The sequence below is a fragment of the Trichlorobacter sp. genome, assembly GCF_034008105.1.
Classification (GTDB): domain Bacteria; phylum Desulfobacterota; class Desulfuromonadia; order Geobacterales; family Pseudopelobacteraceae; genus Trichlorobacter.
Genome location: NZ_JAVEPN010000015.1, coordinates 58162 through 84176, shown reverse-complemented (window position 1 = coordinate 84176; position 26015 = coordinate 58162). Strand labels below are relative to the sequence as shown.

Here is a 26015-nt window from a genome sequence, read left to right as displayed (position 1 = left end):
GTCTTCGGGCTTCTTGTAGTCTTTCATCAAGGCATCGAGCAGTTCGTCGGTAGTGGCCATCGGTTCCTCCTGTGAGGTCAGATTTCAACCGATTTTTGCCACTTACACAATCTATTTTACAGGCTCTCTTCTTCCGCCATGACGTTCAAGTGCGTTAGCAACAAGCGGTCGCCGACAATATGGAAGGTGCAGTAGTAACCTCGCTGGCAATATTTGCAAATCGGCTTCGGCGTCAAGCCATAGTCGCTGGGCGTAATGATGGACATAACCTTTGTCGGCTTGATATCAATGAGCCTGAAGGCCACACGATTCCAGACAACCTTGTCGTTCATCTTCTCGTGTCGCAATATCGTTAGCATCGCTTGTTTTTCTGACATGGCATTCCTCATTAGTGACGAAGCTTCGTGTAACGCTCAGATATTACATGATACGCAATAAAACAGTCCGCTAAATTGCCATCCTGCGGCCGATCCTCACCAGCCAAATCACCAACCAGACCATGACTGCCACAACTGCCAGTGCTTCGCCAATCCGTTTCCGGTATACTGAATCAACGATCAGATACCCAAAGATACCAGCAAGCATGATTGCAGATAGCGTTGCTTGCTCATCAGAGCTCTCGTCGTACGGCAAGAACACCAACATAGACACAAAGCCTAGCCCAAAAACAATGGCAGTTTGCCTGCGATTGCCTTCCTTGGCTGCTGCAATCAGATATTTTGTTGCCAGCAGGGCCATCAGGATGTAGATACCCACCTCACCCAGCAGCAGCACCAGGACGACCAATTGCAGACTGAACGGCTGAAAATCAATTGAGCATGGATGTTCCACCGCCTGTTGACTGCCCGTCATAGTGTACTCCTGCCGCTGTTTATAACCAGCTAGTGACTTCTTTCTTGCTATGTACAACGGTATCACAGCACTGCGTCACAATATGTCATTATCGAAGGCATGGCGGACAATCTTTGGAATAATATCTATAAAAAAAGCTATTTATTAAGCAGGCGAAATACTGTGTGTCGAGTAAACCTGGCGCATTCTGCTGTTTATGATTTTGTTCGGATCACAGTCGGGGTGATGATGTTGCTTGTCACCCATATCACTAGGTGATATAGTTACTGTGCCATGATACTCAAAACCAGACTTTTCAGCCGCTGGCTCAAAAAAGCCGCCATAACCGATAAACTTCTTGTCGATGCAGTCGATGAGATGAAACGCGGTCTGATTGATGCGGATTTGGGCGGTGGAGTCTACAAAAAAAGAATCGCCCAGCCAGGCCGTGGCAAGAGCGGCAGCGCCAGGACCTTGTTGGCGAGCAATCGTCAGGAACGATGGGTATTCATGTTCGGCTTTGAGAAGAACGAGCGGGCAAACATATCGGACAAAGAGCTGGAAGCGTTAAAAATGCTCGCAGCAGACCTGCTGGGGCTGACAGACGAGCAGATTGAACAAACACTCGACGATGGAGTACTGCTGGAGGTGAACCATGAAAAAAAATAACAGCTCGATCCTTTCTGCTGTGCATGAAACCGCAGCAGATCTGCATCGTCTCGGCTTTATTGACAAAAGGTCGATGGATAAGTATGAGGCACTGTGCATTCCGGCCGTTACGGACTATACACCGGAACAGATCAAAACACTGCGTGAGCGCTACCGGATCAGCCAGGCCGTGCTCGCATCAATGCTCAATACCAGTCTGTCTACGGTCCAAAAATGGGAGATCGGCGAGAAACACCCAGGCGGCCCGTCACTGAAATTACTAAACATCCTGGATCGCAAAGGCCTTGAGGCGATGATCTAGCGCAGCGCTTCAAGTTCCTCCCACCGTTCATAGGCGGCCAGCAGTTCGGCCTCCAGTTCTTCCAGCCGGGCATTGAGGGTCGCCACCTCAGGCCCGGCGGTCTTGTAGAACTCAGGGTCGGCCAGGGTGGCGTGAATCGTCTCTTGTTCAGCCTCCAAACCGGCGATCCGATCCGGCAGTGCCTCCAGCTCCCGCTCCTCTTTGAAGGACAGCTTGCGGGCCCGCTCCTTCTGGGGCTTGCCCTTTTCCGCAGCGGGCTTTGCCGACGCCACCGCACCGGCATCGGCCTGCTGCTCCCGCAGCCAGTCGTCGTAGCCGCCTACGGTTTCTTTGACCGTACCGTCCGGATTGATGGCCAGGGTGGAGCTGACCACATTGTTGAGGAATTCCCGGTCGTGGCTGACCAAGAGCAGGGTGCCGGAGTACTCCACCAGCAGGTCTTCCAACAGCTCCAGGGTCTCGGCGTCCAGGTCGTTGGTCGGCTCGTCCAGCACCAGCAGGTTGGCCGGCCGGGTGAACAGCTTGGCCAACAGCAGCCGATTGCGCTCGCCGCCGGAGAGGATGCTGACCGGCGAACGGGCCCGCTCCGGCGAGAACAGAAAATCCTGCAAGTAGCCGATAATATGCCGCGAACGGCCAGCGATCAGCAAGGTGTCGTTGCCTTCACCCACGTTCTCGGCCACGCTCTTGTCAGGGTCCAGCTGCTCCCGCAGCTGATCCATGTAGAGCACCTCCAGCTTGGTGCCCTGACGGATCGTACCGCTTTGCGGCTGCAGCTCCCCCAAGAGCAGCTTGAGCAGGGTGGATTTGCCGGAGCCGTTGGGACCGATGATGCCGATCTTGTCCCCACGCATGATGGTGGTGCTAAGCTGGCTGATCACCGGCCGGTCGGCATAGCCGAAGCAGACCACTTCCGCCTCCACCACCAGCTTGCCTGAGCGCTCGGCCTCCTGCAGCCGGATGGTGGCCGTGCCCTGCCGATTGCGGCGTTGGCGGTACTCCTCCCGCAGTGCCTTAAGCGCCCGCACCCGCCCCTCATTGCGAGTGCGGCGGGCCTTGATCCCCTGCCGAATCCAGGCCTCTTCCTGGGCCAGCTTCTTGTCGAACAGGGCCATGCGGGTGACCTCGGCCTCCAACAGCGCCTCGCGACGTTCCACAAACTGATCATAACTGCAGGTAAAGGCGAAGATTTTGCCGCGATCCAGCTCGGCCACCCTGTTTGCCAGCCGCCGGGCAAAGGCCCGGTCGTGGGTCACGAACAGACAGGTGGTGATGTTGCGGGCCAGGAACTCCTCCAGCCAGAGGATGGTGTCGATATCCAGGTGGTTGGTGGGCTCGTCCAAGAGCAGGATATCGGGGTTGCTGACCAGGGCCCGGGCCAGCAGCACCCGCCGCTTGGTGCCGCCGGAGAGGGTTGCAAACTCTGCCTCGCCATCCAGATGCAGCCGGTTCAGCACCCGCTCCACCTGCTGCTCGTGCTGCCACTGATCGCTGTCGTGGCTCACATGGGTATGCTGGGCCACCACCTCGAAGACCGTGCCGCTGATATCCTGCGGGATCTCCTGGGAGACCAGCGCCACCTTCAAGCCCTGTTGGCGGATGATCTCGCCACCTTCCGGCGGCAGTTGTTCAGCGATCAACTTGAGCAGGGTCGATTTGCCGGTGCCGTTTCTGCCCAGCAGACAGAGCCGGTCGCCGGGCTCGATCTGCAGGGTGACGCCGTCAAACAGGGCAGGGCCGCCAAAGGCCAGGCTGATGTCACGCAGGGTCAAAAGTGCCATAATGTTGTCAAATCCTTGCTTGCATGTGTTGCTAATCGTCGTATGATAGGCAACCATCGTGAGGTTGCCATGAACTACCGTGCCATTGCCAAAGGCTTGCTGCAGGAGCATCCCCAGACCATCGCCGTGGCGTTGGCCCGGCTGGAGCCGGAGCAGGCCGGCGAGATCCTCAAACTGCTGCCGACCTTTATCCAGGCTGATCTGGTGACCCGCATCGTGCAGATCGACCAGCTGCCGGCTGAGGTCGTTGCAGAGATCGACGCCCTGCTTGACCAGCTGCTGCGCCTGCGCTAACTATCCAATTCCTTGAATACAATCGTGAATCGTGCTATCAGCACAGTTCCCAATTTTTGTCGAAAGCAGACCGTCTCCCCATGATCCACCTCTCCAGTATCACGAAGCAACACGGTTCACAACTGCTGTTCCGCGATGCCAGCTTTCAGATCCTGCCCGGTTCCCGTTCCGGCCTGGTGGGTCCCAACGGGGCCGGCAAGACCACCATCTTCCGGATCATCACCGGTGAGGAGGAGCCGGACAGCGGCGAGATGACCTGCGCCAAGCGAACCACCATCGGCTATTTTTCCCAGGATGTGGGTGATATGGCCGGCCGCAGTGCCCTGGAAGAGGTGATGGCCGGCTCAAGCGCCACCATGCAGCTGGCAGAAGAACTGCAGCGAATGGAAGCGGCCATGTGCGACCCGCTGGACGACGACGCCATGGCGGCCCTGCTGGAGCGCTACGGCGCAGCCCAGGAGGAGTTCGAGCATCGCGGCGGCTACGACCTGGAGACCCGCGCCCAGACGGTACTGACCGGCTTAGGCATCGGGCCTGACCGTTTCAATCACCCGGTGGAATCCTTCTCCGGCGGCTGGAAGATGCGGATCGCCCTGGCCAAGATTCTGACCTTGAAACCGGACGTGCTGCTGTTGGACGAGCCCACCAACCACCTGGATGTGGAGTCGATCGTCTGGCTGGAGGAGTGGCTGGCCGACAGCTTCGACGGCGCGCTGCTGATGACCAGTCACGACCGCGATTTCATGAACCGGATCGTGACCCGCATCATCGAGGTGGCCAACAAGACCGTTACCACCTACAACGGCAACTACGATTTTTACGAGCGGGAACGGGACATCCGCCGCGAGCAACTGCTGGCCAGCCACAAGCGTCAGCAGGATATGCTGGCCAAGGAGGAGGAGTTCATCGCCCGCTTTGCGGCCCGGGCCTCCCATGCCGCCCAGGTCCAGTCACGGGTCAAGAAGATCGACAAGATCGAGCGGATCGAGATCCCACCCGAGGAACGACTGGTCAAGTTCGAGTTCAGTGAGCCGCCCCGCAGCGGCGACGATGTGGTGGTGATGGACGGGCTGGCAAAGGAATGGCCACTGCCGGAGGGCGGGGTCACGCCGGTCTTTTCAGGCGTCTCCGGCATCATCCGCCGTGGGTCCAAGATCGCCGTGGTGGGGGTCAACGGCGCCGGCAAGTCCACCTTCCTCAAGGTGCTGGCCGGACAGACCGAGCCGACCGCCGGCCGGGTCACCCTGGGGGCCAACGTGGAGTTGGGCTATTTCAGCCAGCACGCCATGGAGGTATTGGAGCCGAAGAAGACCATCTTCGAGACGGTGCAGGAGGTGCTGCCGCTGGCCAACCGCGGGGTGATCATGAACCTGCTGGGGGCCTTCCTGTTCTCCGGCGACGCGGTGGACAAACGGATCGAGAACCTGTCCGGCGGAGAAAAGAGCCGGGTAGTGCTGGCCACCCTGTTTGCCCGCCCGGTCAACTTTTTGGTGCTGGACGAGCCCACCAACCACCTGGACATCCGCTCCCGTGAGATCCTGCTGGATACCCTGCAGCGTTTCAGCGGCACGGTGGTGCTGGTCAGCCACGACCGCCACTTCCTGCGCTCACTGGTGGACCGGGTGATCGAGGTGGACCACGGCGAGATGCGGACCTATGAAGGCAACTATCAGTATTACCAGCAGAAAGTGCACGGGGAGGCGTGATGTTCGATACACTGGGAGCAGATATCTACCAAAGCTGGAACGATGAGCAGCGCAAGGACGAGATCGCCAAGCTGGTGACCGGCTACCGCTCCGGCCTGCCATTGACGATTATCTTCCAGATGGCCTCGGCCATTGCCGGCAGCCCGGAAGCCGCCCGTGAAATGCTGGCTGCTGTGATCCCGGCTGAGGAGCGTCACCGCATGGTGACGAAAGAAAAGGGCGAGGCGCAGACGCTGGCCGCCTCCTTCCTGATGTAACCATGCAGAAAACCAACCTGATAACCGCAGCCGGCATGAAACGGCTGGAGCAGGAGTTTGACCAGCTCTGGCGGGTGGAACGGCCCAAGGTGGTGCGGGGTGTTGCCGATGCCGCTGCCGAAGGGGACCGCTCCGAGAACGCCGAGTATATCTACGGCAAGAAGCGGCTGCGGGAGATCGACCGCCAGCTCAAGCACCTGGGCACCCGTCTCAAGCTGGTCAAGGTGGCTAATCTGCCGGCCAATCCCAGGCAGGTCAGTTTTGGTTGTTGGGTTTCCTATGAGGACGAAGAGGGCAACGAGCGCTGCTACCAGCTGGTGGGACCGGACGAGTTTGATGTGGCAGCCGGCAAGATCAGCATTGATTCGCCGGTGGGGCAGGCGCTGCTGCACAAAAAGGTGGACGACGAGGTGCTGATCCGCAAGCCATCGGGCAACACGCTGGTTACCATCACCGCCATCGGCAACAGCAAGCCAGACTAAGTCCTGATTATTCTTCCGGCCTACGCAGCTTCTTGCGCAGCGCCACCATCTTTTTCTCGCTTAACCGTTTTTCCTTCTGCCCCTTGGATACCTTGGTGGCGATCCGCTTTTTCACCGTGCGGTTGCGCCGTTCCAGCGCCTCCCGCAACCGTTCCATGGCCACCTCACGATTGCGCAGTTGCGACCTGTTTTCAGCAGCATGCACCACGATGCCGGTGGGCAGATGCCTGATCCGCACCGCCGAATCGGTGGTGTTACGGTGTTGTCCACCGGGGCCGGAGCCCCGGTAGAACTCCACCTGAATATCCGCCTCGTTGATCTCGATGGTCATTGCTTAAAGATGCTTAAGCCCCAGTTAACCACGGTCAGCACCACACTGAAGCCCAACGCCCACCAGAAGCTCTGCACCTGAAAACCGGACACCAGCTTACTGACCAGCATAATCAGCAGGGCGTTGATGACCAGGGTGAACAGGCCCAGCGTCAGGATGTTGATCGGCAGGGTCAACAGCAACAACACCGGTTTGATGAAGGCGTTCACCAGTCCCAGTACCAGAGCGGTAACCAGGGCCGGCACGAAACCGGACAGGCTGACGCCCGGCAGCAGGTAGGCCGTGGCCATGATCGCCAGGGCGGCCAGCAGCCAATTGATCAGAATTGCCATGTACTCTCCTCCTGTTTGAATAATTACCCGATCCGCACCACCCGCTGAGCCAGGGCCAGCACTGTCGGACGATGGGTCACCACCAGCACGCTTCTGCCTGCCAGCCGTTTGTGCAGCCGTTGTACCACCACCTGTTCCGTCGCGCCATCCAGACCTTCGGTCGGTTCGTCCAGCAGCACAACCGGCGCGTCTGTCACCAGGGTGCGGGCCAGGGCGATCCGCCGCGCCTCGCCGCCGGAGACGGCGTTGCCGGTCTCGCCCACCGGGGTATCCAGACCGAGCGGCAATGTGGCAATCCAGGCATCCAGACCACAATCTTCCACAAGTTCGGACAGTTGCTGATCACTGAGCGTCCGGCCCAGCAGGATGTTGTCGCGGATGGTGGCGTTGAACAGGTGCGGCGCTTGGGGCAGGGCCACCAGCAGGCGGTTCAGCTCGTCGGTTGCGCAGTCGCTCAGTTCGACCCCACCGATGGTGATGCTGCCCTGGTAGTTACGGAAGCGCAGCAACAGTTCCACCAGGGTGGACTTGCCGCTGCCGCTGGCCCCCACCACCGCCACCCGCTCACCCTCGGCCAGGGTCAAGGAGAACTGCTCCAGCACCGCCGGACCACCGCTATAGCTGCAGCTCACCCCTTGCAGTTCAATCCGATAACCTTCCGGTTGTATGAATATTTCAGGCTCAGGCAGGGCAGGGGGGGCATCGGCCAGCTCCCGGATCCGCTCAACCGACTGAATGGTGGCCGGCAGCAGCTGCAGGGCGTGGGACAGGGGCCCGACCCCCTCGAAGACCGCCGCCGTGAACAGGAGCAGCATCACCAACTGGGGACCGCTGACCTGCTGCTGGCTGACCTCCGGAATCACGGCCACAGCCACCAGCACCAAGGCCAGCCCGGCCAGGCTGACCACCCCGGCCCCGCTCAGACCGGCCAGGCGTCCCAGGCTGACCTGCCGGTTTATCAACTCAGCGGACAGCCGCTCCACCTCCGCTGCCTGGTGCTCGCTCGCCCCCAGTAGCAGCAGTTCTTCGGCCCCCTGCAGCCCCTGGCTGACCTGGTTGCGCAGTGCAGCGGTCAGGTCCACCGACTGCTGCCCCGGCTGCTTTGCCAGCCGCAACATCCAGAGCGGCAGCACCAGACCTGCCACCAGCAGCAGCGCCAGCAGTACCAGGGCGGCCGTAGCGCTGAACCAGCTTATAAACAGCCCGGCCAGCAGAATGCTGGCCACACCGCTGCAGATCGGTGCGATGATCCGCAGATACAGGCTCTCCAGGCTGTCGATATCGGCCCGCAGCCGTCCGCTCAGATCGCCGCTGGCATAGCGCTCCAGCCCGGCCGGGGCCAGCGGGATCAGCCGCCTGAACAGCCAACTGCGCAGGTCGGCCAGGATCCGGAAGGCCGCCTCATGGGTCACCAGCCGTTCAGCATAGCGCCCAACGGTACGCAGAATCGCCAGCAAGCGGATGGCGGCCGAAGGGAAGAAGAAGTTAAAGGAGACCTTGGCCACGCCGGCCACGGCCATTGAGGCGATGAACCAGCCGGAGACCGCCATCAGCGCGGTATTGGCGGCGATCACCGCCACGCTCAGACCGATGCCGGCCAGCATCCAGCGCCACTGCTGCCGGGCCGGTCGCAGGATCCGCAACAGCTCCCTCATGGCGTCACCCCCAGGTACTGCTGCGGGCTGACCAGCCGTTGCAATCGCCCGTCGGCCAGCTCCACCACGCGGCAACTGCGAGCGATGGCCGCTTCGCGGTGGGAGATCATCACGACGGTTCGTCCCTTTGCCAGCCGCTCCAGCGCATCCAGCACCAATCGTTCGTTCTCGGCATCCAGGCCGGCGGTGGGTTCGTCCAGCACCACCAGCCGCGCATCCCGCAACAGCACCCGTGCCAGGGCCAGCCGCCGCAGCTCGCCGCCGGACAGTCCGGCACCGCGATCGCCCAGCACGGTCTCAAGACCAGCGGGCATACGGGCGATCACCGGCCAGAGTGCCGCCTGCTCCAGCGCGTTGCGGAGGGCTGATTGATCGGCGTCATCTACACCCAGCAGCAGATTTTCGCGGATGCTGGCGGCGATGAAGAACGGCTGTTGGGCCACCCAGGCCAGCTGTTTGCGCCAGGCCGCCTGATCAAGCGCTGACAGATCAACGCCGTCCACACTGATGGTTCCGGATTCAGGCTGGGCCAACCCCAGCAACAGCCGGGCCAGGGTCGACTTGCCGCTACCGCTGGCCCCCACCAGGGCGGTCAGGCCGCCGGCCGGGATGGTCAACGAGATATCCTGCACCCCGCCCCGCTGGCCACCGTAGCGGAAGGTGGCTGATTCGCAGCGAATTTCAGGTGTTTGGTTAGATGGCTGCTCGCTACCAGCCTGGTCCAACTCCGTCAGCGGCTGCTCCACGAGCGGTATGATCCGCTCGGCAGCGGCCAGCCCGTTCATCCGGCTGTGGTAGGCCAGGCCCAGGTTACGCAATGGCAGGTAAAACTCCGGGGCCAGCAGCAGCACAAACAGACCGTCCAGCAGGGTCAGGCTGCCGGCCAACAGCCGAAAGCCGATCAGCACCGCCACCACCGCCGTGCCGACCGTGGCGAAAAACTCCAGGGTAAAGGCCGACAGAAAGGCCACTCGCAGCACCGCCATGGTGCCCTTGCGGTACTGGTCCGACACTAAAGCCACCAGCTCGGCCTCACGTTTTGCTCGGCCGAAGATCTTCAGGTCCGGCAACCCCTGCACCAGGTCCAGCAGGTGGCCGGCCATGCGGGACAGGCGTTCCCACTGGCGGCGGTTCAGTGTCTCGCTACCCTTGCCGATCAGGATCATCAAGAGCGGGATGAAGGGGGCCGAAAATAACAGCACCAGGCTTGAACGCCACTCGCTGGGCAGCACCACCAGCAGCATGGCCAGCGGCAACAGCCCGGCCAACGCCATCTGTGGCAGAAAACGGGCCAGATAGGCCTCCAGCCCTTCCACCCCGGCGGTGACCACCTCGGTCAATGGGCCCACTTCGCCGACCTGACCGGTCGGCTTCAACTGCAGTATTCTGCGGTACAACCGGCTACGCACCTGCTGGCGCACCTCGGCTGCGGCCCGCACGGCGGCATGTTCCCCCAGATAACTGGCTAGTCCCCGCAGCAGCACCAGCAGCGCCACCCAGGCCAACAGCAGCTGCACCGTTGCCAAACCCTGCCCGTCAATCACCACCCGCTGGCAGACCGTAGCCAGCAATCGGGCCTGCAGGATGATCAGCAGACCACCCGCCAGGCCCCACAGCACGGCTGTCAACAGCCGGCTCTGCACGCTGCGGGCCTGCTGCCGCAACCAGGGTTCGGGGCTGCTATGCATTTCGCTGCTCTGCATTGGCTAGCCTTTTACGCAGACCACATACTTCAGATAACGCCCCTCCGGGAAGGTGACCGGGTAGGGAAAGTCGGCCGGCTGGCCCTGCTGCTCGATCACCCGCAGCTCGCACCCGGCCTGTAGTGCGCCACGCCGCAGCTCTTTCAGGTAGTCGGCCAAGTCGGTCTTCTGGTGGTTGGATGAACAGATCAACAGGCCGCCATCGACCAGTAGCGCCAAGCAGGCTGCCACCAGATCACTGGTGCCACCCCGGGTAGTGAAGCGGCCTTTCGCGGTGGTGGAGAAGGAGGGCGGGTCCATCAGGATGACCTCGAACTGCTCCTTGGCCACGGCCAGTTCAGGCAGCTTGATCATACAATCTCCCACCAGGAAGCGATGCTGCTTGGGATTGAGCCGGTTGGCCTCGAAGTTGGCCCGGTTCCAATCGGTATAGCTGGCTGACACATCCACCGAGGTAACCTTTGCGGCCCCGCTTGCCGCTGCCGCCACTGAAAAGGCGCCGGTGTAGGCGAACAGGTTCAGGAACCGCTTGCCGGCCAGGTGCGGCAGCAGGTCACGACGGTTCTGACGCTGGTCCAAGAACAGGCCGGTATTGAGCCCGTGCTCCAGCGAAACCAGAAAGGTCAGCCCGTTTTCCTGTACCTTCAGCCGTTGTGGGGCAGGGGTGCCGGCCAACAAGCGCCCGTAGGCCTTCGAATCGCTGACCGCCTCCAGCTCGCGGGTATTCTGAGGACGGGCCTTTTCATAGATGCCGGTGGGCTGCAGCAGTTCCTGCAGGACAGAAGTGATCAGCTTCAGATGGGGCCGCCAGCCTTCGCAGTAGAGTTGCACCATCAGGTAGTCGGCGTAGCGATCCACGGTCAGGCCGGGCAGGCCGTCCCCCTCAGCGTTCACCAGCCGATAGGCGTTGGTATCGCTCAGGTCCAGATAGGCTTCACGCAGGCTGAGGGCGGCCTGCAGCCGCTGTTTCAACCAGGCCCGGTCGAGCTGCATCGGTTTTGCGGACAAGACCCGCGCCACCACCCGGTCGGCCGGGTCCAGTAGCGCCGTGGCCAAGCGCTTGCCCCGTTCGTCGGTCAGTTGTACCAGTTCACCGACCTGCCCCTTGGGCCAGCGTTTGGTGAAGCTGTCGCTAATCACCCAGGGATGCCCCAACTCCAGCATCCTGACCGTCTCCGGCCCTACAATCCGTTGTTGCATACGCACTCCAAACAGGAAAGGGACCACCTCGGCAGTCCCTTTCGTTCAGTCTATCAGCTTACTGGTATCATGCAATCACGATCCGGGCAAAGCGGCGCTTGCCGATCTGGACGATGTACTCGCCTGCAGTGGTCAGCTCCAGATTGGCGTTGCCGACCTTCTCGTTGTTCAGCTTGACCCCGCCCTGGTCGATGGCACGCCGTGCCTCACCGTTGGACTTGGTCAGGCCGGCCTCGGTCAAGGCCTTGGCCAGTGATAGCGGACAATCCCCAGCAGCGTAGCTGACTTGGGGCATCTCATCCGGGATCTCGTTCTCTTTGAAGCGTTTGACGAAGTTCTCTTCAGCCTGCTGTCCCTGGCCGGCGCCGTGGAAACGGTCCACCAATTCGCGGCCCAGGGCCTTCTTGGCCGCCATCGGATGCAGCGAGCCGTCGGCCAGTCCGGCCTTGAGCTTTTCGATCGCCGCCAGGCTCTGGTCGGAAAGCAGTTCATAGTAACGCAGCATCAGCTGGTCGGAGATCGACATCACCTTGCCGAAGATCTCGTCCGGGGCTTCGCTGATACCGATGTAGTTGCCCAGCGATTTCGACATCTTGTTGACGCCGTCCAGGCCTTCCAAGAGCGGCATGGTCAGCACGCACTGGGGCGGCTGGCCCCATTCACGCTGCAGTTCACGCCCCATCAGCACGTTGAACTTCTGGTCGGTGCCGCCCAGTTCCACGTCGGCCTTCATGGCCACCGAGTCGTAGCCCTGGATCAGGGGGTAGAGGAATTCATGGATCGCGATCGGCTGCTGGCCGGTGTAGCGCTTGTGGAAGTCGTCCCGCTCCAGCATGCGGGCCACGGTATACTTGGAGGCCAAGGCGATCAGGCCACCGCAACCCAGGTCGTTCAACCAGGTGGAGTTGAAGACCACCTTGGTCTTGTCCGGGTCAAGGATCTTGAAGACCTGCTCTTTATAGGTCTCGGCGTTGCGCAGTACGTCTTCCTTGGTCAGCACCTTGCGGGTTTCGGACTTACCGGTGGGGTCGCCGATCATGCCGGTGAAGTCACCGATCAGGAAGTGGACATCATGGCCCAACTGCTGGAACTGACGTAGTTTCTGGATCAGCACGGTGTGGCCCAGGTGCAGGTCCGGCGCAGTGGGGTCAAAACCGGCCTTGATGATCAACGGCCGGCCGGTGGCCAGCTTGTCTTCCATCTCCTTCTCGACCAGCAGTTCGACACAGCCGCGCTTGATGACGGCCATCTGTTCAGCAACGGTTCCGCTCATTCCTCATTCCTCACTATCTTCAACAAGGTACATTAATCCGTTCGATGCTGACCGCCTTGCCGCTGGCGGCCTCGACCCCGATCACCACGGCGTTGATCCGCAGATCCTTCTTGGGCACGTCAAACTTGACCGGCTGCTGGGTCAGGAAGCGCTTGATGGCCTGGTCCTTGTCGATGCCGATCACCGAATCGAAGGAGCCGGTCATGCCCACATCACTGATGTAGGCCGTGCCACCCGGCAGGATCCGCTCGTCGGCGGTCTGCACATGGGTGTGGGTGCCGACCACTGCCGAGACCCGGCCATCCAGATACCAGCCCAGGGCCGACTTCTCCGAGGTGGCCTCGGCATGGATATCCACCAGGATGATGGCGGTCTCCTTTTTGAGCAGCGCCACCTCGCTGTCGGCGCAACGGAAGGGGCAATCCAGGTTCTTCATGTAGACCCTCCCCTCCAGGTTAAGCACCCCCACCTTGATACCGGCGTTGGTCTCTATCACGGCCGAGCCCCGGCCCGGTGTGCCGGGTGGGTAGTTCATCGGACGGATCAGACGGGTCTCGCCATCCAGAAAGCCGCTGTTGTCCTTCTTGTCCCAGATGTGGTTACCGCTGGTCAGCAGCACGACCCCCTGGCGATACAACTCATCGGCGGTCTCGCGGGTGATGCCGAAACCACCGGCAGCGTTCTCGCCGTTGGCGATCACCAGATCCACGGCATGCTTGTCCACCAGCCGGTGTAGCTCGCGATTAATGGCGCTGCGGCCGGGGGCACCGACCACATCGCCTATGAATAAGATTCGTACTGACATCTACCGGGCGAACTCGGTTGCCCGAGTTTCGCGGATGACATTAACCTTGATCATGCCGGGATAGGTCATCTCGCTCTCAATCTTCTTGGCGATGTCGCGAGCCAGCAGCACCGACTGTTCGTCGGTGACCTGCTCGCTGGAGACCATCACCCGGATTTCACGACCGGCCTGGATGGCGAAAGAGTTCTGCACCCCCTGGAAGGAGGTGGCGATCCGCTCCAGATCCTCCAAACGCTTGACGTAGGTCTCCATCATCTCGCGCCGTGCGCCGGGACGGGCACCAGAGAGGGCATCGGCAGCCTGCACCAGCACCGCCAGGATTGTGGTGGGCTTCTCATCCTCGTGGTGGGCGGCGATGGCATGCACGATCTTGGGCGATTCGCCGTACTTGCGGGCCAAATCGGCGCCGATCACGGCGTGGGAGCCCTCCACCTCGTGGTCAACGGCCTTGCCCAGGTCGTGCAGCAGGCCGGCCCGCTTGGCCTGCTTGACGTTGATCCCCAGTTCGGCAGCCATGATACCGCACAGGAAGGCCACCTCCAGCGAATGCTGGTAGACGTTCTGGGTGTAGGAGGTACGGTATTTGAGGCGGCCGATCAGCTTGAGGATCTCCGGGTTGATGCCGTGGACCCCCAGGTCGAAGGCGGCCTGTTCGCCGGCCTCCTTGATCGCCTTTTCCACCTCTTCTTCCGACTTGGAAACCACTTCTTCAATCCGGCCGGGGTGAATACGGCCATCGGCCAGCAGTTTTTCCAGTGACAGACGGGCCACCTCGCGGCGCACCGGGTTGAAGCCGGACAGAATCACCGCCTCCGGTGTATCGTCGATGATCAGGTCGATACCGGTGGCGGCCTCCAGGGCACGGATGTTGCGACCTTCGCGGCCGATGATGCGGCCCTTCATCTCATCGGAGGGCAGCGGCACCACCGAGACGCACTTCTCGGAGACGTATTCACCGGCATAACGCTGGATGGCCAGGGCCATGATCTCCTTGGATTTTTTATCCGCGGTCTCGCGGGCCTCATCCTCGATCAGCTTGATCCGTTTGGCGGCATCGTGGCGGGCCTCGCTCTCCATGGCCTCCATCAGACTGTTCTTGGCCTCTTCGGCGGTCATGCCGGAGATCGCCTCCAGACGGGCCTTCTGTTCGCCAATCGAACGATCCAGTTCTTCTTCCTTGCTGCCAAGCGCCTGTTCTTTGAGGTTGATGGCCTGTTCCTTCTTGAGAATCTCCATCTCCTTCTGGTCGAACAGGTCAGCCTTCTTGTCCAGATTTTCCTCTTTTTGCTGAATCCGCTTTTCCTGGTTGAGCAGATCCTTCTTTTTCTCCTTCAGGTCGGCCTCCGCCGCCTCTTTGGCCTCCAGGGCCACATCCTTGGCCTTCAGTTCCGCCTCTTTGGTGATGGTGTCCGCTTCACGACGGGCATCTTCCAACACCTTGGTCGCCAGATCCTCGGCCTGTTTGACGATCCCTTCAGTGCTCTTCCTGCCAAAACGATTTCCTGCTACATACGCCACACCAGCGACCGCAACGATCACCAGCGCCATAATAATACTGGTTGTTACCATCGTGCTACCTCCTCATATATGATCATCCGACCGTCAGAGACGATCGGTTACCGCCACCTGTACTGCCCGTAACTCCGTCACCAGGCAGTGCATCCTGATATCATGTCCCTCGGCCGGGACCTGATCGCACAGTTGAAAATCATGGCACAGTCCCACCAGAAACGGCAATTGGTGAAGCCCGGCAAGGTACCGATCATAGTAGCCTTTGCCAAAGCCGACCCGGTGACCGCGCAGGTCGAAGGCCACCCCCGGCACCACCATCAGATCGAGGGTCGCTTGCTCCTGCACTGACGACAACGGACAGGGTTCGAGAATACCGAAGCTGCCCCGGTTCAACTGCTCAAGCGCCGTAACCTCATGAAACGCCAGCTGCTCACCACAGACCTGTGGATACAGCACCTGTTTGCCGGCCTCGCGGGCGGCAGCAAACAAGAGGGCTGTATCAACCTCATTCTGCAACGGGGCGTACAGCGCCACCCGCCGGGCCTGCTGAAACAGCTCCAACTCCAACAGCCGCTGCTGGGCCCTCAGGCTGTCGGCCTGCCACTGCTCACGGCTCATACTCGAACGCCGGGCAAGCATGCTGCTGCGTAGACTGCGTTTGGGCATGGCGCCCTCATGGCTGCGACAAACGAATGGGGAGTTGCCCGGGGATGCCGGGTACGATCACTTCAGGCGGGACCAGGAGAAGGGCGCGGCTAAGCCAACTGCAAACGACAGGAACAGCTCGACTGCCTCTCCGCTGGTGCGGATATATAACCGTGCGGAATATCAGCAAGCAGTACCGTGACACGGTGTCTGCAAAGACTGATGGCGCTACGTGAAACGCAGTGGGTATATATATCAAGTCTCCCTGAAGAGACCGTGTACTCAGAGGGCGGCATCGATCCGCCCCAACATCTCCTGCAGCCTGCCATCCAGCGTGTCAAGGTCGGTTGTGCCGGCCTGCTGTGACAGATACTGTTCTGCAAGATTCAAAAGCGCCAGGGTAACCACCAGTTGGGGGTCTGCCGCCGCCAGTTTCGTTGTGATTTCATGAATGCGTTGGTTGACGAAGGTCTCGACCTCCCGCACCGCAGCCTCAGGCGCCGAGCTCTTGACCGGTATCTCCCGCCCCAGGATCGTCACCAGATGGGTCTGCTTCACGGTATCAGACGCCTTCAAGCCGGCTCAGGATGGCATCGATCCGCCCTTTGAGCGCTTCGCGCTCCTGCTGCAGGCGCTTATTCTCCTCTGCCAGCAGTTGGTTTTCCTGTTTCAGGGCACTATGTCGTGTAACCAAGTCACTGATTTTATTGTCTAGCTTTTCAAACAGATCAGCGCTCACGCGGACCACTCCTTGTAAAGGTGGATTAATATATTGATTTTCCTGAACAAAGTCAAGCGGGATTTGGACAAAGTCCCGCGCCGTGCGACGTGTCTTACCGCTGGAAGAGGGCATCCACAAACTCCTGCGGATCAAAGTCGCGCAGGTCGTCAACCCCTTCACCGACACCGATGAAGCGGACCGGCAGGCCATACTCATGAGAAACCGCCACCACCACGCCGCCTTTAGCGCTGCCGTCAAGCTTGGTCAGGGCCAGACCGGTCACCCCGGCCGACTCCTGAAAGATGCGGGTCTGGTTGAGGGCGTTCTGTCCCGTGGCGGCATCCAGCACCAGCAGGGTCTCATGGGGGGCGCCGGGAATCTCGCGATCGATCACACGAAGGATCTTCTTCATCTCTTCCATCAGGTTGACCTTGGTGTGCAGCCGGCCGGCGGTGTCCACGATCAACAGATCAACCCCCCGCGCCAGGGCAGCCTTGCAGGCGTCAAAGGTCACGGCCGAAGGGTCGGCCCCCTCCTGGTGACGAATCAGGTCGACCCCGGCCCGCTCGGCCCAGACACCCAGCTGATCGGCAGCGGCGGCCCGGAAGGTATCGGCGGCGGCCAGCAGCACCGTGTGTCCCTCGGCAACGTAGCGAGAGGCCAGCTTGCCGATGGTGGTGGTCTTGCCGACACCATTGACCCCCACCACCAACAGCACGAACGGCTTGGCAGCGCTTAGCTGTAATGGACGGTGGTGCGCCTGCAGCTTGGCGAGTAGCTCTTGTTTCAGGGCATCCCGCAGGGCCTCGCCGTCTTTGAGTTCATTACGGGACAGCCGCTGCTCCAGGCTGCGGGTCAACTCCATGGTGGTCTTGACCCCGATGTCGGAGGTGATCAGGATCTCCTCCAACTCCTCCAGGGTGTCGGCATCGATCGTTTTTTTGCCCAACACCAAGGCATCGATTCGCCCCACCAGACCATCGGTGGTTCGTTTCAGGCCATTTTTCAGCCGTTCAAACAGACCGGCCATTACATCTCCTCCTGCAGCTGCTGCACGGCCCGATTGAAATGAAAACGGGCCAGTCCCAGCGGACAGGGCCGCTCTACCTGAAAGACCAGTGAGTAATCCTTGTCAATGGCGCCGATCAACAGATGCTGTCGCTCTGCGCTGACCACGACGTCCTCAATCAGCCCCCCCGCGCTTTCGCCGCGCGTCTCCCGCAGCCGGGAAAGAATGATCCCTTTGTGGGCGCCGACAAAACGGATGTCATAGGAATCACAGTGGCAATACTCCTGCACCGCCTCCCCTTCCCAATCCACCAGGACTGCCCCCACCGCGTGAGGCACGGTTTCTACCAAATCTTTCAGAATCTGATTAAACGGCATAGCTGACAAAGCTCCTTACTGAGTCACTGCAATCGTACCGACACAATCTTAGAAGCGCCCGGCTCTTCCATGGTAACACCGTACAGCGTATCGGCAACCCCCATGGTGGCCTTGTTATGGGTGATAATGATGAATTGCGAGATGGCACTCATCTCGCGCACCATCTCGTTGAAGCGGCCGATGTTGGCGTCGTCCAGCGGCGCATCCACCTCGTCCAGCAGACAGAAGGGGGTCGGCTTGATCAGAAAGATCGAAAAGATTAGCGCCACCGCGGTCAGGGCCTTTTCTCCGCCGGACATCAGCATCACATTGGCCAGCTTTTTACCTGGCGGCTGCACGATGATCTCGATGCCGGTCTCCAGCAGGTCCTGTTCGTCGGTCAGCTTGAGTTCCGCCCGCCCGCCACAGAACAGTCGCGGAAAGACCTCACGAAACTTGTCGTTCACCTGGTTGAAGGTCTCCAGAAACCGTTTGCGGGTGGTGCGGTTGATCTTCTGGATCGCCTGCTGAAGGTCCTGCAGCGAGGCCTCGAGATCGGCCTTCTGGTCGGCAAGAAAGTCGTAGCGCTGCTCCATGCTGGCATACTCTTCGATCGCCATCAGATTGACTTCACCGAGCTCGTCCAGCTGACGCTCCAGATCGGCCTGCCGGGTGTGTGCCGCTGCTTCGTCCAACGCCTTGCCGGACAACCGCTGCTGGGCATCACCCAGCTGGCAGCGGTGGCGGTCCTGCAGCGACTGTTCCAGGTGCTCCAGCTGCATGGTCAGCGTCGAAAAACGCAGGGTTAGATCTGACTGCTGCTGGCGGATGGCGTCATTTTCCTCGCGTCGTGATCGAGCCGTAGCCTCGGCACTGGCCAGCAAACCGCCAGCCTGCTCGTAGCGTTCGCGGGCCTCATGCAGCTGGCGGTCCAGCTCAACCTGCTGCGCCAGCAAGGTTTTCAGCTTTTGTTCTTCGTCCGCGATCTGGTTCGTCAGCTGTGCCCGCTGGATACTGGCGTCCTGCTGATCAGCCTCACCCTGTTGCAGACGGCTTTCAAGATCAGCCAGCTGGGTGGCTGCCATGGCAGCATTAGCCTGCAACGACTCCAACTGCTCCTTGAGGGTGGCCACCGCCACCCGCTGCGCCGTCAACTGATCGCGGGCGGCTGCCAGGGCAGCCCTACGCTCCTCAAGTTCATGGGTCAGCCCCGCCCCGGCCTGTTCCGCCTGCCTGGCCTGCACATCGGCCAGCTCAAGACCGCTGGCCGCGTCACTGCGTTCAGCCTCAAGGGCAACCCGCTCTTCATCAAGATTTGCCTGTTCCAGGTGCTGCAGCTTAATCCGCTCCTGCAGACGGCCGGCCTCCAGCTCAACCTGCTGCAGGTCTTTCTGCAGTCCGGCCTGCTCCAGCTCCAACCGGTGCAGATTGCTTCGGGCCGCCAGCAGGTTGCGGGCCACCTCGTGCTGCTGCTGACGCAGCCGGTCTCGTTCAGCCTGCGAACGAACAACCTGCTGTTCCAGACCGGCGACCTTAAGCTCCAGCTCTTTGATTTCACGCTTCTTGTGGATGATGCCGGACGCCACTGGTTCGCTGGCGCCACCGGCCACCAGACCGCCCAACGAGACCAGTTCGCCACTGCGCGTGACGAACTGTAGTGCCGGATGCTGACGAGACAATAGCAGGGCCGTTGCGAGATCATCGCAGACATGTACCGTGGCCAGCAGCTGTGAAAGCAAGCCCCGCACCGCATCATCAGCCGTCACCTTGTCTGCCAGCGGCTCTGCCCCCGTCACCGCTTGCGGCGACGGCACCTCAGCCAACGCCACGGCCAACATGGCACGGCCGCTACCCTGCTGACGCAGGTAGTCGAGACCTGCCACAAGATCGGCCTGCTGTTCGCACAGAATAACCTGCAGCCGGTCGGCCAGCACCGCCTCCAAAGCGACCTCATACTCCTCAGCCACTTCCAGCCGGTCGGCCAACAGCCCGTTCAAACGCGATCTAAGCGGTGACTGTTTGAGCAAGGCCTGCACACCGGGACCGTAGCCTGCAAACTGGGCCTCCAGTTCTTGTTGTGATTTGAGCCGCGAAGCGGCTTTGCTCAACTCATCACGGACCGTCTGCCAGGCCTGTTCGGCCTCCGGCAACAGCGTGGCAAGAGACTGTTCCTGACCTGCCAACTGTGAAAGCTCCTGCTCGGCCCGTACCCGCTGATCGGCCTTCAGTTGCAGGGATGTTTTCAACTCCGACTGACGGGTGACTCCTTCCGAAAACCGTGTGGTCAGTTGCTGCTGCTCCCGCTCCTGCCGTTCCAGTCGCTCTGCAAGGGCGTTTAAGCGCTTGACCGCTTGCTCAATCCGGCTGCGGCACTGACTGGCAGCACCCTGAGCGGCAAACTGCTCTCGCCGCTGAGCCTCCAGGCCCTGATTAACCGTTTCAAAGGCCTGTTCCTGCTCCTGTTGAGTTGCTAACGCACCGACAACCAAGCCTTCAGCCGCAGCCAGTTCGCTGGTCAGCTGCTGCTGCCGCTGCTGCAGTCCTGCCTGCTGGGCCAGCAGCTCTTCTCGCCGTAGCCGCACGGCTGCCAACTCACCTTCCAGCTTGGCCAACCTTTCAACCAGCCGCTCCTGCTCCTTACGTCGAAAGCCCAGCCCGCTCTCGGCACCGGCGGCATCACTGCGCACCCGGTAACTTTGCTCCTGCACGGTGGACAGTTGCTGTTCCACCTCCAGCACCGCCAGACGCTGCTGCTCGGCCTGGGTTTCGGCAGCGCTGGCCGTCCCTAGCAGCTCTCGCATCCGCGTTTGCAGCGTCGCTAGTTCGGTCTCCACCTGACTGCGCTCCTGCTGCAACACGGCCGCCTGCTGCACCGCAAACAAAAGATCGATCTCCCGCAACTCTTCGCGCAGCTCCCGGAATTTCTCCGCCTTCTTGGCCTGACGCTGCAGTGCGTTCAGCTGTCGCTTGATCTCGCCCAGCACGTCGCTCAGGCGGGCAAGATTCTGGCGGGTGCCCTCGATCTTTTTGAGGGCCAGCTGCTTGCGGGCCTTGTACTTGGTGACCCCGGCCGCCTCTTCGATCAGCAGCCGCCGCTCTTCGGGGCGCGAGTGCAGCACCTGGCCGATCTTGCCCTGCTCGATGATCGAATAGGCCTTGGTGCCGACCCCGGTATCCATGAACAGCTCGGTGATGTCCAGCAACCGGCAGGGGGTCTTATTGATCAGATAGTCGCTCTCGCCGTCCCGGTACAGGCGACGGGTGAGCTGAATTTCGTTGAACTCTAGATATTTGGCCGGAGCACGGCCATCCTCGGTGGAGAAGACCAACGACACCTCGGCCATGCCCAGCGACTTGCGGTTGTCGCTGCCGGCAAAGATCACATCCTCCATCGCCTTGCCGCGCAGGTTCTTGGCCGATTGCTCGCCCATGCACCAGCGGATGGCATCCACGATGTTGGACTTGCCGCAGCCGTTGGGGCCCACCACGCCGGTCACCCCCTGCTGGAAGTCCAGCACCACCTTGTCGGCAAAGGATTTGAACCCCTGTATTTCGAGTCGTTTGATCTTCATGAAGGGCGCGATTCTAACAGAGGAAGTGCGCAAAAAGCAACGCCCCGCTGTCTGAAGACAGTGGGGCGTTGTTCATGATTTGGACGACGGTGCCTAGCGTACCTGCTGCACCTCAACGATTTCAGGAATCTGCTCCTTGATCGCCTTTTCGATCCCCATCTTGAGGGTCATGGTGGACATCGGACAGGAGCCGCAGGCTCCCTGCAGCTTGACCTTGACGATGTTGTCTTCGGTCACCTCAACCAGTTCCACATCACCGCCGTCACGTTGCAGCATGGGACGGACTTGCTCCAGTACAGCCTGAACCTTTTCTTGCATTGCAGATCTCCTTTGTGATGATGAGCGTGATTCGACGCCGGATTAATTATGGACCTCTTTAGTCTTGTATACCTATTTTCAGTCGGAATTGCACGAAATTTTACTGAGACAACTGCTCCCACTGGAGGTACAACTGCTCCAAACGCTGGTTGAGCGCCGTGTGGCGCTCACCACTCTGCAGCCCCCGTTCAGGATCGTCAAAGAAGCCGGGGCTGTTCATCTCCGTCTCCAGATCGGCGATCAGACGTTCCACCTCAGCGATCTCGTGCTCAAGGGACTGTTGCTGCCTTTCACGGGCCTGCTCTTCTTTCTTGCGCCGCTTTTGCTCCTCACGGTCCTTGACTACCGGTGCATGGGGCATGGTGCATGGGTCGACGTGGAGCGGCGTCTTTTCTTGTCCCTTGCCCCCGGTACCGTGCCCCGGCAGTACGGCAGCTTCCTTTTTACTCAGATAGTATTCGTAATCACCGTAGTAGTCGGTCAGCTTGCCATCACCCACCTCCACGATGCGGGTTGCCAGGCCGTTCACAAAGTAGCGATCGTGGGAGACGAAGACCACCGTGCCATCGAATCCCTTCAGGGCATCCAGCAGCACCTCCTTGCTGAACAGGTCCAGATGGTTGGTGGGCTCGTCCATCAGCAACAGGTTGGAGGGACGCAGCAGCATCTTGGCCAGGGCCAGCCGATTGCGCTCACCGCCAGAGAGCACCGCCACCTTTTTATGGATATCGTCACCGGAGAACAGAAAGGCCCCCAGGATATCGCGCAGCTTGGGCACCATCTCGTAGGGACAGTCGTGGTACAGCTCGTCATAGGCTGTTTTTGCGCCGTCCAGCACGTTCGCCTGATCCTGTGCGAAATAATCGGCCACCACATTATGGCCGACCGTCAGCTGTCCGCTCTGGTAGACGCCGCCGGCCAGCACCGCCATAAGGGTGGACTTGCCAGCGCCGTTGTGCCCCACCAGGGCCACCCGCTCACCCTTTTCGACCGTCAGGTCGATCCGGTCAAGCACCACCTTGGGGCCGTAGGCCCGGGTCAGGTGCTTGAGTTCCAGCACGATCCGGCCGCTCTTGGGTGCCTGGGGAAACTGAAAACGGATCTTTTTGCGCTCCGGCGGCAGCTCGATCCGCTCAATCTTTTCCAACTGCTTGATACGGGACTGCACCAGCGAGGCCTTGTTGGCCTGGTAGCGGAAGCGCTTGATAAAGTCTTCCGTCTTCTGGACCTCTTCGTCCTGCAGCCGTTTCGCCTCCCGCAGCGCCGCCACCCGCTCTTCCCGCTGTACCAGGTAGCTGGAATAGGAACAGTGGTAATCGGCGATGGTGTGGTTCCAGACCTCAGCGATCCGGCTACAGACCTGATCCATAAAAAAACGGTCGTGAGAGACCAGGATCACTGAACCGGGGTAACTGCAGAGGTACTGCTCCAGCCAGTTACGGGCCTCGATATCCAGGTGGTTGGTCGGCTCGTCCAGCAATAACACGTCCGGCTTTTGCAACAGCAGGCGGGCCAGGGCGATCCGCATCTGCCAGCCGCCGGAGAACTCGCCGCAGTCACGGTGCCAGTCTTCCTGGGTAAAGCCCAGCCCCCGCAACACGCTGCCGATCTCGGCCTCCATAGTGTAGCCGCCACGGTACCGGAACTGTTCCTGCAGCTCCCCGTAACGATGCAACTGGCTGTGATGCTCGGCCCCATCGTGGGGCAGCTGTTCCAGCTGGACTCCCAGCTGGTGCAGCTCCTGCTCCAGGGCCAACAGATCGGACAGCGCTGAGCGGGCCTCGTGAAACAGCTTGCGACCGCTGGTGACAATGCCGTCCTGGGGCAGGTAGGCGGCCCGGGCCCCCTTGGCCAGCTGGATATCGCCGCTGGACGATTCCTCCAGTCCGGCGATGATCTTCATCAGGGTCGATTTACCGGCGCCGTTTTCACCGATCAAGGCCACCCGCTCACCCTTCCGCAGGTGCCAGGAAATGTTCGCAAACAGAACGCGGCCAGCAAAATCTTTCGACAGGTTGACGAGTTGGAGCATATTAGAAATTCTGGTCCGTATCGGTAACGATGGCGCCGTCGCGGAAGGTGATCCGGCGGGAGGCGTACTCAGCCACCTCTGGTTCGTGGGTGATCATCACGATGGTGATACCCTTGCGGTTCAGTTCGCTGAAAAGCTGCATGATCTCATGGGTGGTGGCGGTGTCCAGGTTGCCGGTCGGTTCGTCGGCCAGGATCACGGCCGGCTGGTTCACCAGGGCCCGGGCGATGGCTACCCGTTGTTGCTGTCCCCCGGAAAGCTGGGCGCTGGTGTGATGTGTGCGCTCACCCAGGCCGACCAGTTCAAGCGCTGCCAGGGCCCGTTGATGTCGTTCAGCAGCCGGCACCTGGGCGTAGATCAGCGGCAGTTCCACGTTTTCGAGCGCCGTGGTGCGTGGCAGCAGGTTGAAGCCCTGGAACACGAAGCCCAACTTCCGGTTTCGCACCTCGGCCAGCTGGTCCGGCGTCATACCGGCGGTGTCGATGCCGTCCAGCCAGTAGGTGCCGCTGGTGGGCCGGTCCAGGCAGCCCAGGGTGTTCATGCAGGTGGATTTTCCACTGCCCGAGGCCCCCATGATTGCCACAAACTCCCCTTGCTGAATGGTAAACGAGACTCCACGCAACGCCTCTACGGCGTGGTCTCCCTCGCCGAAGACCCGGCGGATATCCTGTAGCTTGATTACATCGGGCATGGTCTAGTGGTGATAGGGCTCGTTATTCAGGATGGTGCAGGCCCGGTACATCTGCTCCAGCAGAAAGGGGCGCACCATCTGATGGGTAAAGGTCATGGCCGACAGGGCCAGCACTCTGGCGGCCCGGTTACGCACCTCATCACTGAAGCCATAGGCGCCGCCGATGGCAAAGGCCAACTCAGCGGTGCCATTGTCACGTTGCTTGCCTATAAACTCGGCGAACTGCACCGACGTCATCTGCTGGCCGCGCTCATCCAGTACCACCAGCACCGTCTGTGGTGAAAGCTGCTTCAACAGACGTTCCCCCTCACGGCGGCGCCCCTCTTGCTGGGTGGCGTCTTTCTCGTCCTTCAGCTCGTCAAACGTCAGCGGCAGGTAGCGCCCAACCCGGGTGGCATACTCTGTCACCCCGTTTTTGATCCAGGCATCGCGAGTCTTGCCAAGCCAAAGCACCCGTAGTTTCACAGTTTATTCCGATCAGATAGTGAACGATGCTGCATTGGCGGCAATGGTGGCCTGCAGCTCCGGCGGCAGTTCAACCAGCTCACCTTTTTCCCAAAGCCCGTCAAGGTCATAGCGACGACGCTGCTCCTCATGGAAGATATGCACCAGCACATCACTGTAATCCATCACGATCCACTTGCCGTCCGCCTCACCCTCGATCTCCTGCACCTTGCCGTACTTCTTCAGCTCCTTGCGGATATGGTCACAGATGGCCTGATTCTGCCTGTCTGACTGACCAGAGACAATCACCAGCAGGTCGGCGATGGTGCTGATGCGGGTGATATCCAGCACGCGGATGTCGTACCCCTTTTTGTCCGCTGCCAGCTCTGCACAGCGTATGGCCCGCTCGCGGGCGCTGAGGGTAGGTTTTTCTGTTTTTTGATCGCTCATGTTCGGTACAACCCTTTCTGGGCAATGTAGTTTTCCACTGCCGACGGCAACAGATAGCGCACTGTACGCCCTGCTGCCACTAATGATCTCAGGCGGCTGGAGGAAATTTCCAGACGACTGTCTTCCACAAACTGAATAGCGTTACCACTGCTGTGACGCAGCAGGTGCGGCCCTTCCTGGCTGAAGTTCGGCTGCACCGCGTCAGGCAACTGCTGGATCGGGTCGGTTACCAGGCTGCCAGGACGTGCCACCACCACCAGCGAGGCGAGCTCGAACAAGTCCGCATACCGGTGCCACAGGCCAAGTTCCAGGAACGAGTCACTGCCGATGATGAAGTGCAGCTCATCAGTGGGACGCTCCTGCCGCAGCGCCGTCAGAGTCTCCACCGTATAGGATTTCCCCTCACGCCGGGCCTCGATGTCGCTGATGCCAAAACCGGGATTGTCGGCAATGGCCAGTGTAACCATTGCAAAGCGCTGCTGAAAGGGCACCGCCCCTTCCACCGGTTTGTGGGGAGGATCCATGGCCGGGATAAACAGTACCTGATCCAGTTCTGCAGCCTCACGTGCCGCCTCAGCAATACGCAGATGGGCCAGGTGAATCGGATTAAAGGTGCCGCCCAGGATTCCCAGTTTCATCACGTAC

The 26015-nt window shown here is 60.6% G+C and carries 29 protein-coding genes; 6 read left to right on the top strand and 23 right to left on the bottom strand.

Annotation, left to right across the window (positions count from 1 at the left end; genetic code table 11):
• Window positions 1-116: 116 nt before the first annotated feature.
• On the bottom strand, window positions 117-377 hold the full coding sequence (locus tag RBQ93_RS10160; RefSeq protein ID WP_320372005.1) for a hypothetical protein: 261 nt from the start codon (window positions 375-377) through the stop codon (window positions 117-119).
• A gap of 70 nt (window positions 378-447) precedes the next feature.
• Window positions 448-852, bottom strand: coding sequence for a hypothetical protein (locus RBQ93_RS10155; protein WP_320372004.1), 405 nt, complete (start codon window positions 850-852; stop codon window positions 448-450).
• A gap of 273 nt (window positions 853-1125) precedes the next feature.
• Here RBQ93_RS10155 and RBQ93_RS10150 point away from each other — a divergent pair, with 273 nt between their 5' ends.
• Window positions 1126-1500, top strand: a complete 375-nt coding sequence (locus RBQ93_RS10150) for a type II toxin-antitoxin system RelE/ParE family toxin (protein ID WP_320372003.1) — start codon at window positions 1126-1128, stop codon at window positions 1498-1500.
• On the top strand, window positions 1487-1801 hold the full coding sequence (locus RBQ93_RS10145; RefSeq protein WP_320372002.1) for a helix-turn-helix domain-containing protein: 315 nt from the start codon (window positions 1487-1489) through the stop codon (window positions 1799-1801). The genes RBQ93_RS10150 and RBQ93_RS10145 overlap by 14 nt, the downstream gene beginning before the upstream one ends.
• Here the strand turns inward: RBQ93_RS10145 and RBQ93_RS10140 are convergent.
• Window positions 1798-3582 (bottom strand): ATP-binding cassette domain-containing protein, encoded by a 1785-nt coding sequence (locus RBQ93_RS10140; RefSeq protein WP_320372001.1) that lies wholly within the window; start codon window positions 3580-3582, stop codon window positions 1798-1800. The genes RBQ93_RS10145 and RBQ93_RS10140 overlap by 4 nt on opposite strands.
• A 42-nt stretch (window positions 3583-3624) precedes the next feature.
• On the opposite strand from RBQ93_RS10140, the gene RBQ93_RS10135 reads away from it, so the two are divergent.
• The 4 genes from RBQ93_RS10135 (at window position 3625) to greB (ending at window position 6321) form a co-directional block, all read left to right on the top strand.
• A complete protein-coding gene (locus tag RBQ93_RS10135; protein ID WP_320372000.1) occupies window positions 3625-3876 on the top strand; it encodes a hypothetical protein in 252 nt (83 codons plus the stop codon).
• Window positions 3877-3956: 80 nt separating this feature from the next.
• Window positions 3957-5582: an ABC-F family ATP-binding cassette domain-containing protein gene (locus RBQ93_RS10130; protein WP_320371999.1), complete on the top strand. Its 1626-nt coding sequence runs from the start codon at window positions 3957-3959 to the stop codon at window positions 5580-5582.
• Entirely contained in the window at window positions 5582-5839 is a 258-nt protein-coding gene (locus RBQ93_RS10125; protein ID WP_320371998.1) for a hypothetical protein, read from the top strand. Before RBQ93_RS10130 ends, RBQ93_RS10125 begins: the two co-directional genes overlap by 1 nt.
• 2 nt (window positions 5840-5841) lie before the next feature.
• On the top strand, window positions 5842-6321 hold the full coding sequence (greB, locus tag RBQ93_RS10120) for a transcription elongation factor GreB (RefSeq protein WP_320371997.1): 480 nt from the start codon (window positions 5842-5844) through the stop codon (window positions 6319-6321).
• A gap of 7 nt (window positions 6322-6328) precedes the next feature.
• Here the strand turns inward: greB and RBQ93_RS10115 are convergent, their stop codons facing one another.
• The 20 genes from RBQ93_RS10115 to nadD form a co-directional block, all read right to left on the bottom strand.
• Window positions 6329-6652 carry a peptide chain release factor-like protein gene (locus RBQ93_RS10115; RefSeq protein WP_320371996.1) on the bottom strand — a complete coding sequence of 108 codons (324 nt, stop codon included), beginning with the start codon at window positions 6650-6652 and terminating at the stop codon, window positions 6329-6331.
• Complete coding sequence (locus RBQ93_RS10110; RefSeq protein ID WP_320371995.1) at window positions 6649-6984, bottom strand: phage holin family protein; 336 nt, start codon at window positions 6982-6984, stop codon at window positions 6649-6651. The genes RBQ93_RS10115 and RBQ93_RS10110 overlap by 4 nt, the downstream gene beginning before the upstream one ends.
• A gap of 23 nt (window positions 6985-7007) precedes the next feature.
• The gene (gene cydC / locus RBQ93_RS10105) at window positions 7008-8639 is read right to left on the bottom strand and encodes a thiol reductant ABC exporter subunit CydC (RefSeq protein ID WP_320371994.1); all 1632 of its coding nucleotides are present in this window, start codon (window positions 8637-8639) and stop codon (window positions 7008-7010) included.
• Window positions 8636-10342: a thiol reductant ABC exporter subunit CydD gene (cydD, locus tag RBQ93_RS10100; RefSeq protein ID WP_320371993.1), complete on the bottom strand. Its 1707-nt coding sequence runs from the start codon at window positions 10340-10342 to the stop codon at window positions 8636-8638. Before cydD ends, cydC begins: the two co-directional genes overlap by 4 nt.
• A gap of 3 nt (window positions 10343-10345) precedes the next feature.
• On the bottom strand, window positions 10346-11542 hold the full coding sequence (locus tag RBQ93_RS10095; protein ID WP_320371992.1) for a class I SAM-dependent rRNA methyltransferase: 1197 nt from the start codon (window positions 11540-11542) through the stop codon (window positions 10346-10348).
• Between the two features lie 67 nt (window positions 11543-11609).
• Window positions 11610-12815 carry a tyrosine--tRNA ligase gene (gene tyrS, locus RBQ93_RS10090; protein ID WP_320371991.1) on the bottom strand — a complete coding sequence of 402 codons (1206 nt, stop codon included), beginning with the start codon at window positions 12813-12815 and terminating at the stop codon, window positions 11610-11612.
• 19 nt (window positions 12816-12834) lie between these two features.
• Window positions 12835-13620: a TIGR00282 family metallophosphoesterase gene (locus tag RBQ93_RS10085; RefSeq protein WP_320371990.1), complete on the bottom strand. Its 786-nt coding sequence runs from the start codon at window positions 13618-13620 to the stop codon at window positions 12835-12837.
• The gene (gene rny, locus RBQ93_RS10080; RefSeq protein ID WP_320371989.1) at window positions 13621-15189 is read right to left on the bottom strand and encodes a ribonuclease Y; all 1569 of its coding nucleotides are present in this window, start codon (window positions 15187-15189) and stop codon (window positions 13621-13623) included. It lies immediately after the preceding gene.
• Between the two features lie 33 nt (window positions 15190-15222).
• Window positions 15223-15798 carry a 5-formyltetrahydrofolate cyclo-ligase gene (locus RBQ93_RS10075; protein ID WP_320371988.1) on the bottom strand — a complete coding sequence of 192 codons (576 nt, stop codon included), beginning with the start codon at window positions 15796-15798 and terminating at the stop codon, window positions 15223-15225.
• 261 nt (window positions 15799-16059) lie between these two features.
• Window positions 16060-16335 (bottom strand): cell division protein ZapA, encoded by a 276-nt coding sequence (locus RBQ93_RS10070; protein WP_320371987.1) that lies wholly within the window; start codon window positions 16333-16335, stop codon window positions 16060-16062.
• 4 nt (window positions 16336-16339) lie between these two features.
• Window positions 16340-16630 (bottom strand): cell division protein ZapB, encoded by a 291-nt coding sequence (locus RBQ93_RS10065; protein WP_320371986.1) that lies wholly within the window; start codon window positions 16628-16630, stop codon window positions 16340-16342.
• Entirely contained in the window at window positions 16611-17594 is a 984-nt protein-coding gene (gene ftsY / locus RBQ93_RS10060) for a signal recognition particle-docking protein FtsY (RefSeq protein ID WP_413818378.1), read from the bottom strand. Before ftsY ends, RBQ93_RS10065 begins: the two co-directional genes overlap by 20 nt.
• Window positions 17528-17884 (bottom strand): hypothetical protein, encoded by a 357-nt coding sequence (locus RBQ93_RS10055; RefSeq protein WP_320371984.1) that lies wholly within the window; start codon window positions 17882-17884, stop codon window positions 17528-17530. The genes ftsY and RBQ93_RS10055 overlap by 67 nt, the downstream gene beginning before the upstream one ends.
• 23 nt (window positions 17885-17907) lie before the next feature.
• A complete protein-coding gene (gene smc, locus RBQ93_RS10050; RefSeq protein WP_320371983.1) occupies window positions 17908-21435 on the bottom strand; it encodes a chromosome segregation protein SMC in 3528 nt (1175 codons plus the stop codon).
• Window positions 21436-21528: 93 nt separating this feature from the next.
• Window positions 21529-21753: a NifU family protein gene (locus RBQ93_RS10045; protein ID WP_320371982.1), complete on the bottom strand. Its 225-nt coding sequence runs from the start codon at window positions 21751-21753 to the stop codon at window positions 21529-21531.
• Between the two features lie 100 nt (window positions 21754-21853).
• Complete coding sequence (locus RBQ93_RS10040) at window positions 21854-23785, bottom strand: ABC-F family ATP-binding cassette domain-containing protein (RefSeq protein ID WP_320371981.1); 1932 nt, start codon at window positions 23783-23785, stop codon at window positions 21854-21856.
• 1 nt (window position 23786) lies between these two features.
• Window positions 23787-24476: an ABC transporter ATP-binding protein gene (locus tag RBQ93_RS10035; protein ID WP_320371980.1), complete on the bottom strand. Its 690-nt coding sequence runs from the start codon at window positions 24474-24476 to the stop codon at window positions 23787-23789.
• 3 nt (window positions 24477-24479) lie between these two features.
• Window positions 24480-24941, bottom strand: a complete 462-nt coding sequence (locus tag RBQ93_RS10030) for a 23S rRNA (pseudouridine(1915)-N(3))-methyltransferase RlmH (protein ID WP_320371979.1) — start codon at window positions 24939-24941, stop codon at window positions 24480-24482.
• 12 nt (window positions 24942-24953) lie between these two features.
• Window positions 24954-25370, bottom strand: a complete 417-nt coding sequence (rsfS, locus tag RBQ93_RS10025) for a ribosome silencing factor (protein WP_320371978.1) — start codon at window positions 25368-25370, stop codon at window positions 24954-24956.
• Window positions 25367-26008, bottom strand: a complete 642-nt coding sequence (nadD, locus tag RBQ93_RS10020; protein ID WP_320371977.1) for a nicotinate-nucleotide adenylyltransferase — start codon at window positions 26006-26008, stop codon at window positions 25367-25369. The genes rsfS and nadD overlap by 4 nt, the downstream gene beginning before the upstream one ends.
• Between the last annotated feature and the right edge of the window lie 7 nt (window positions 26009-26015).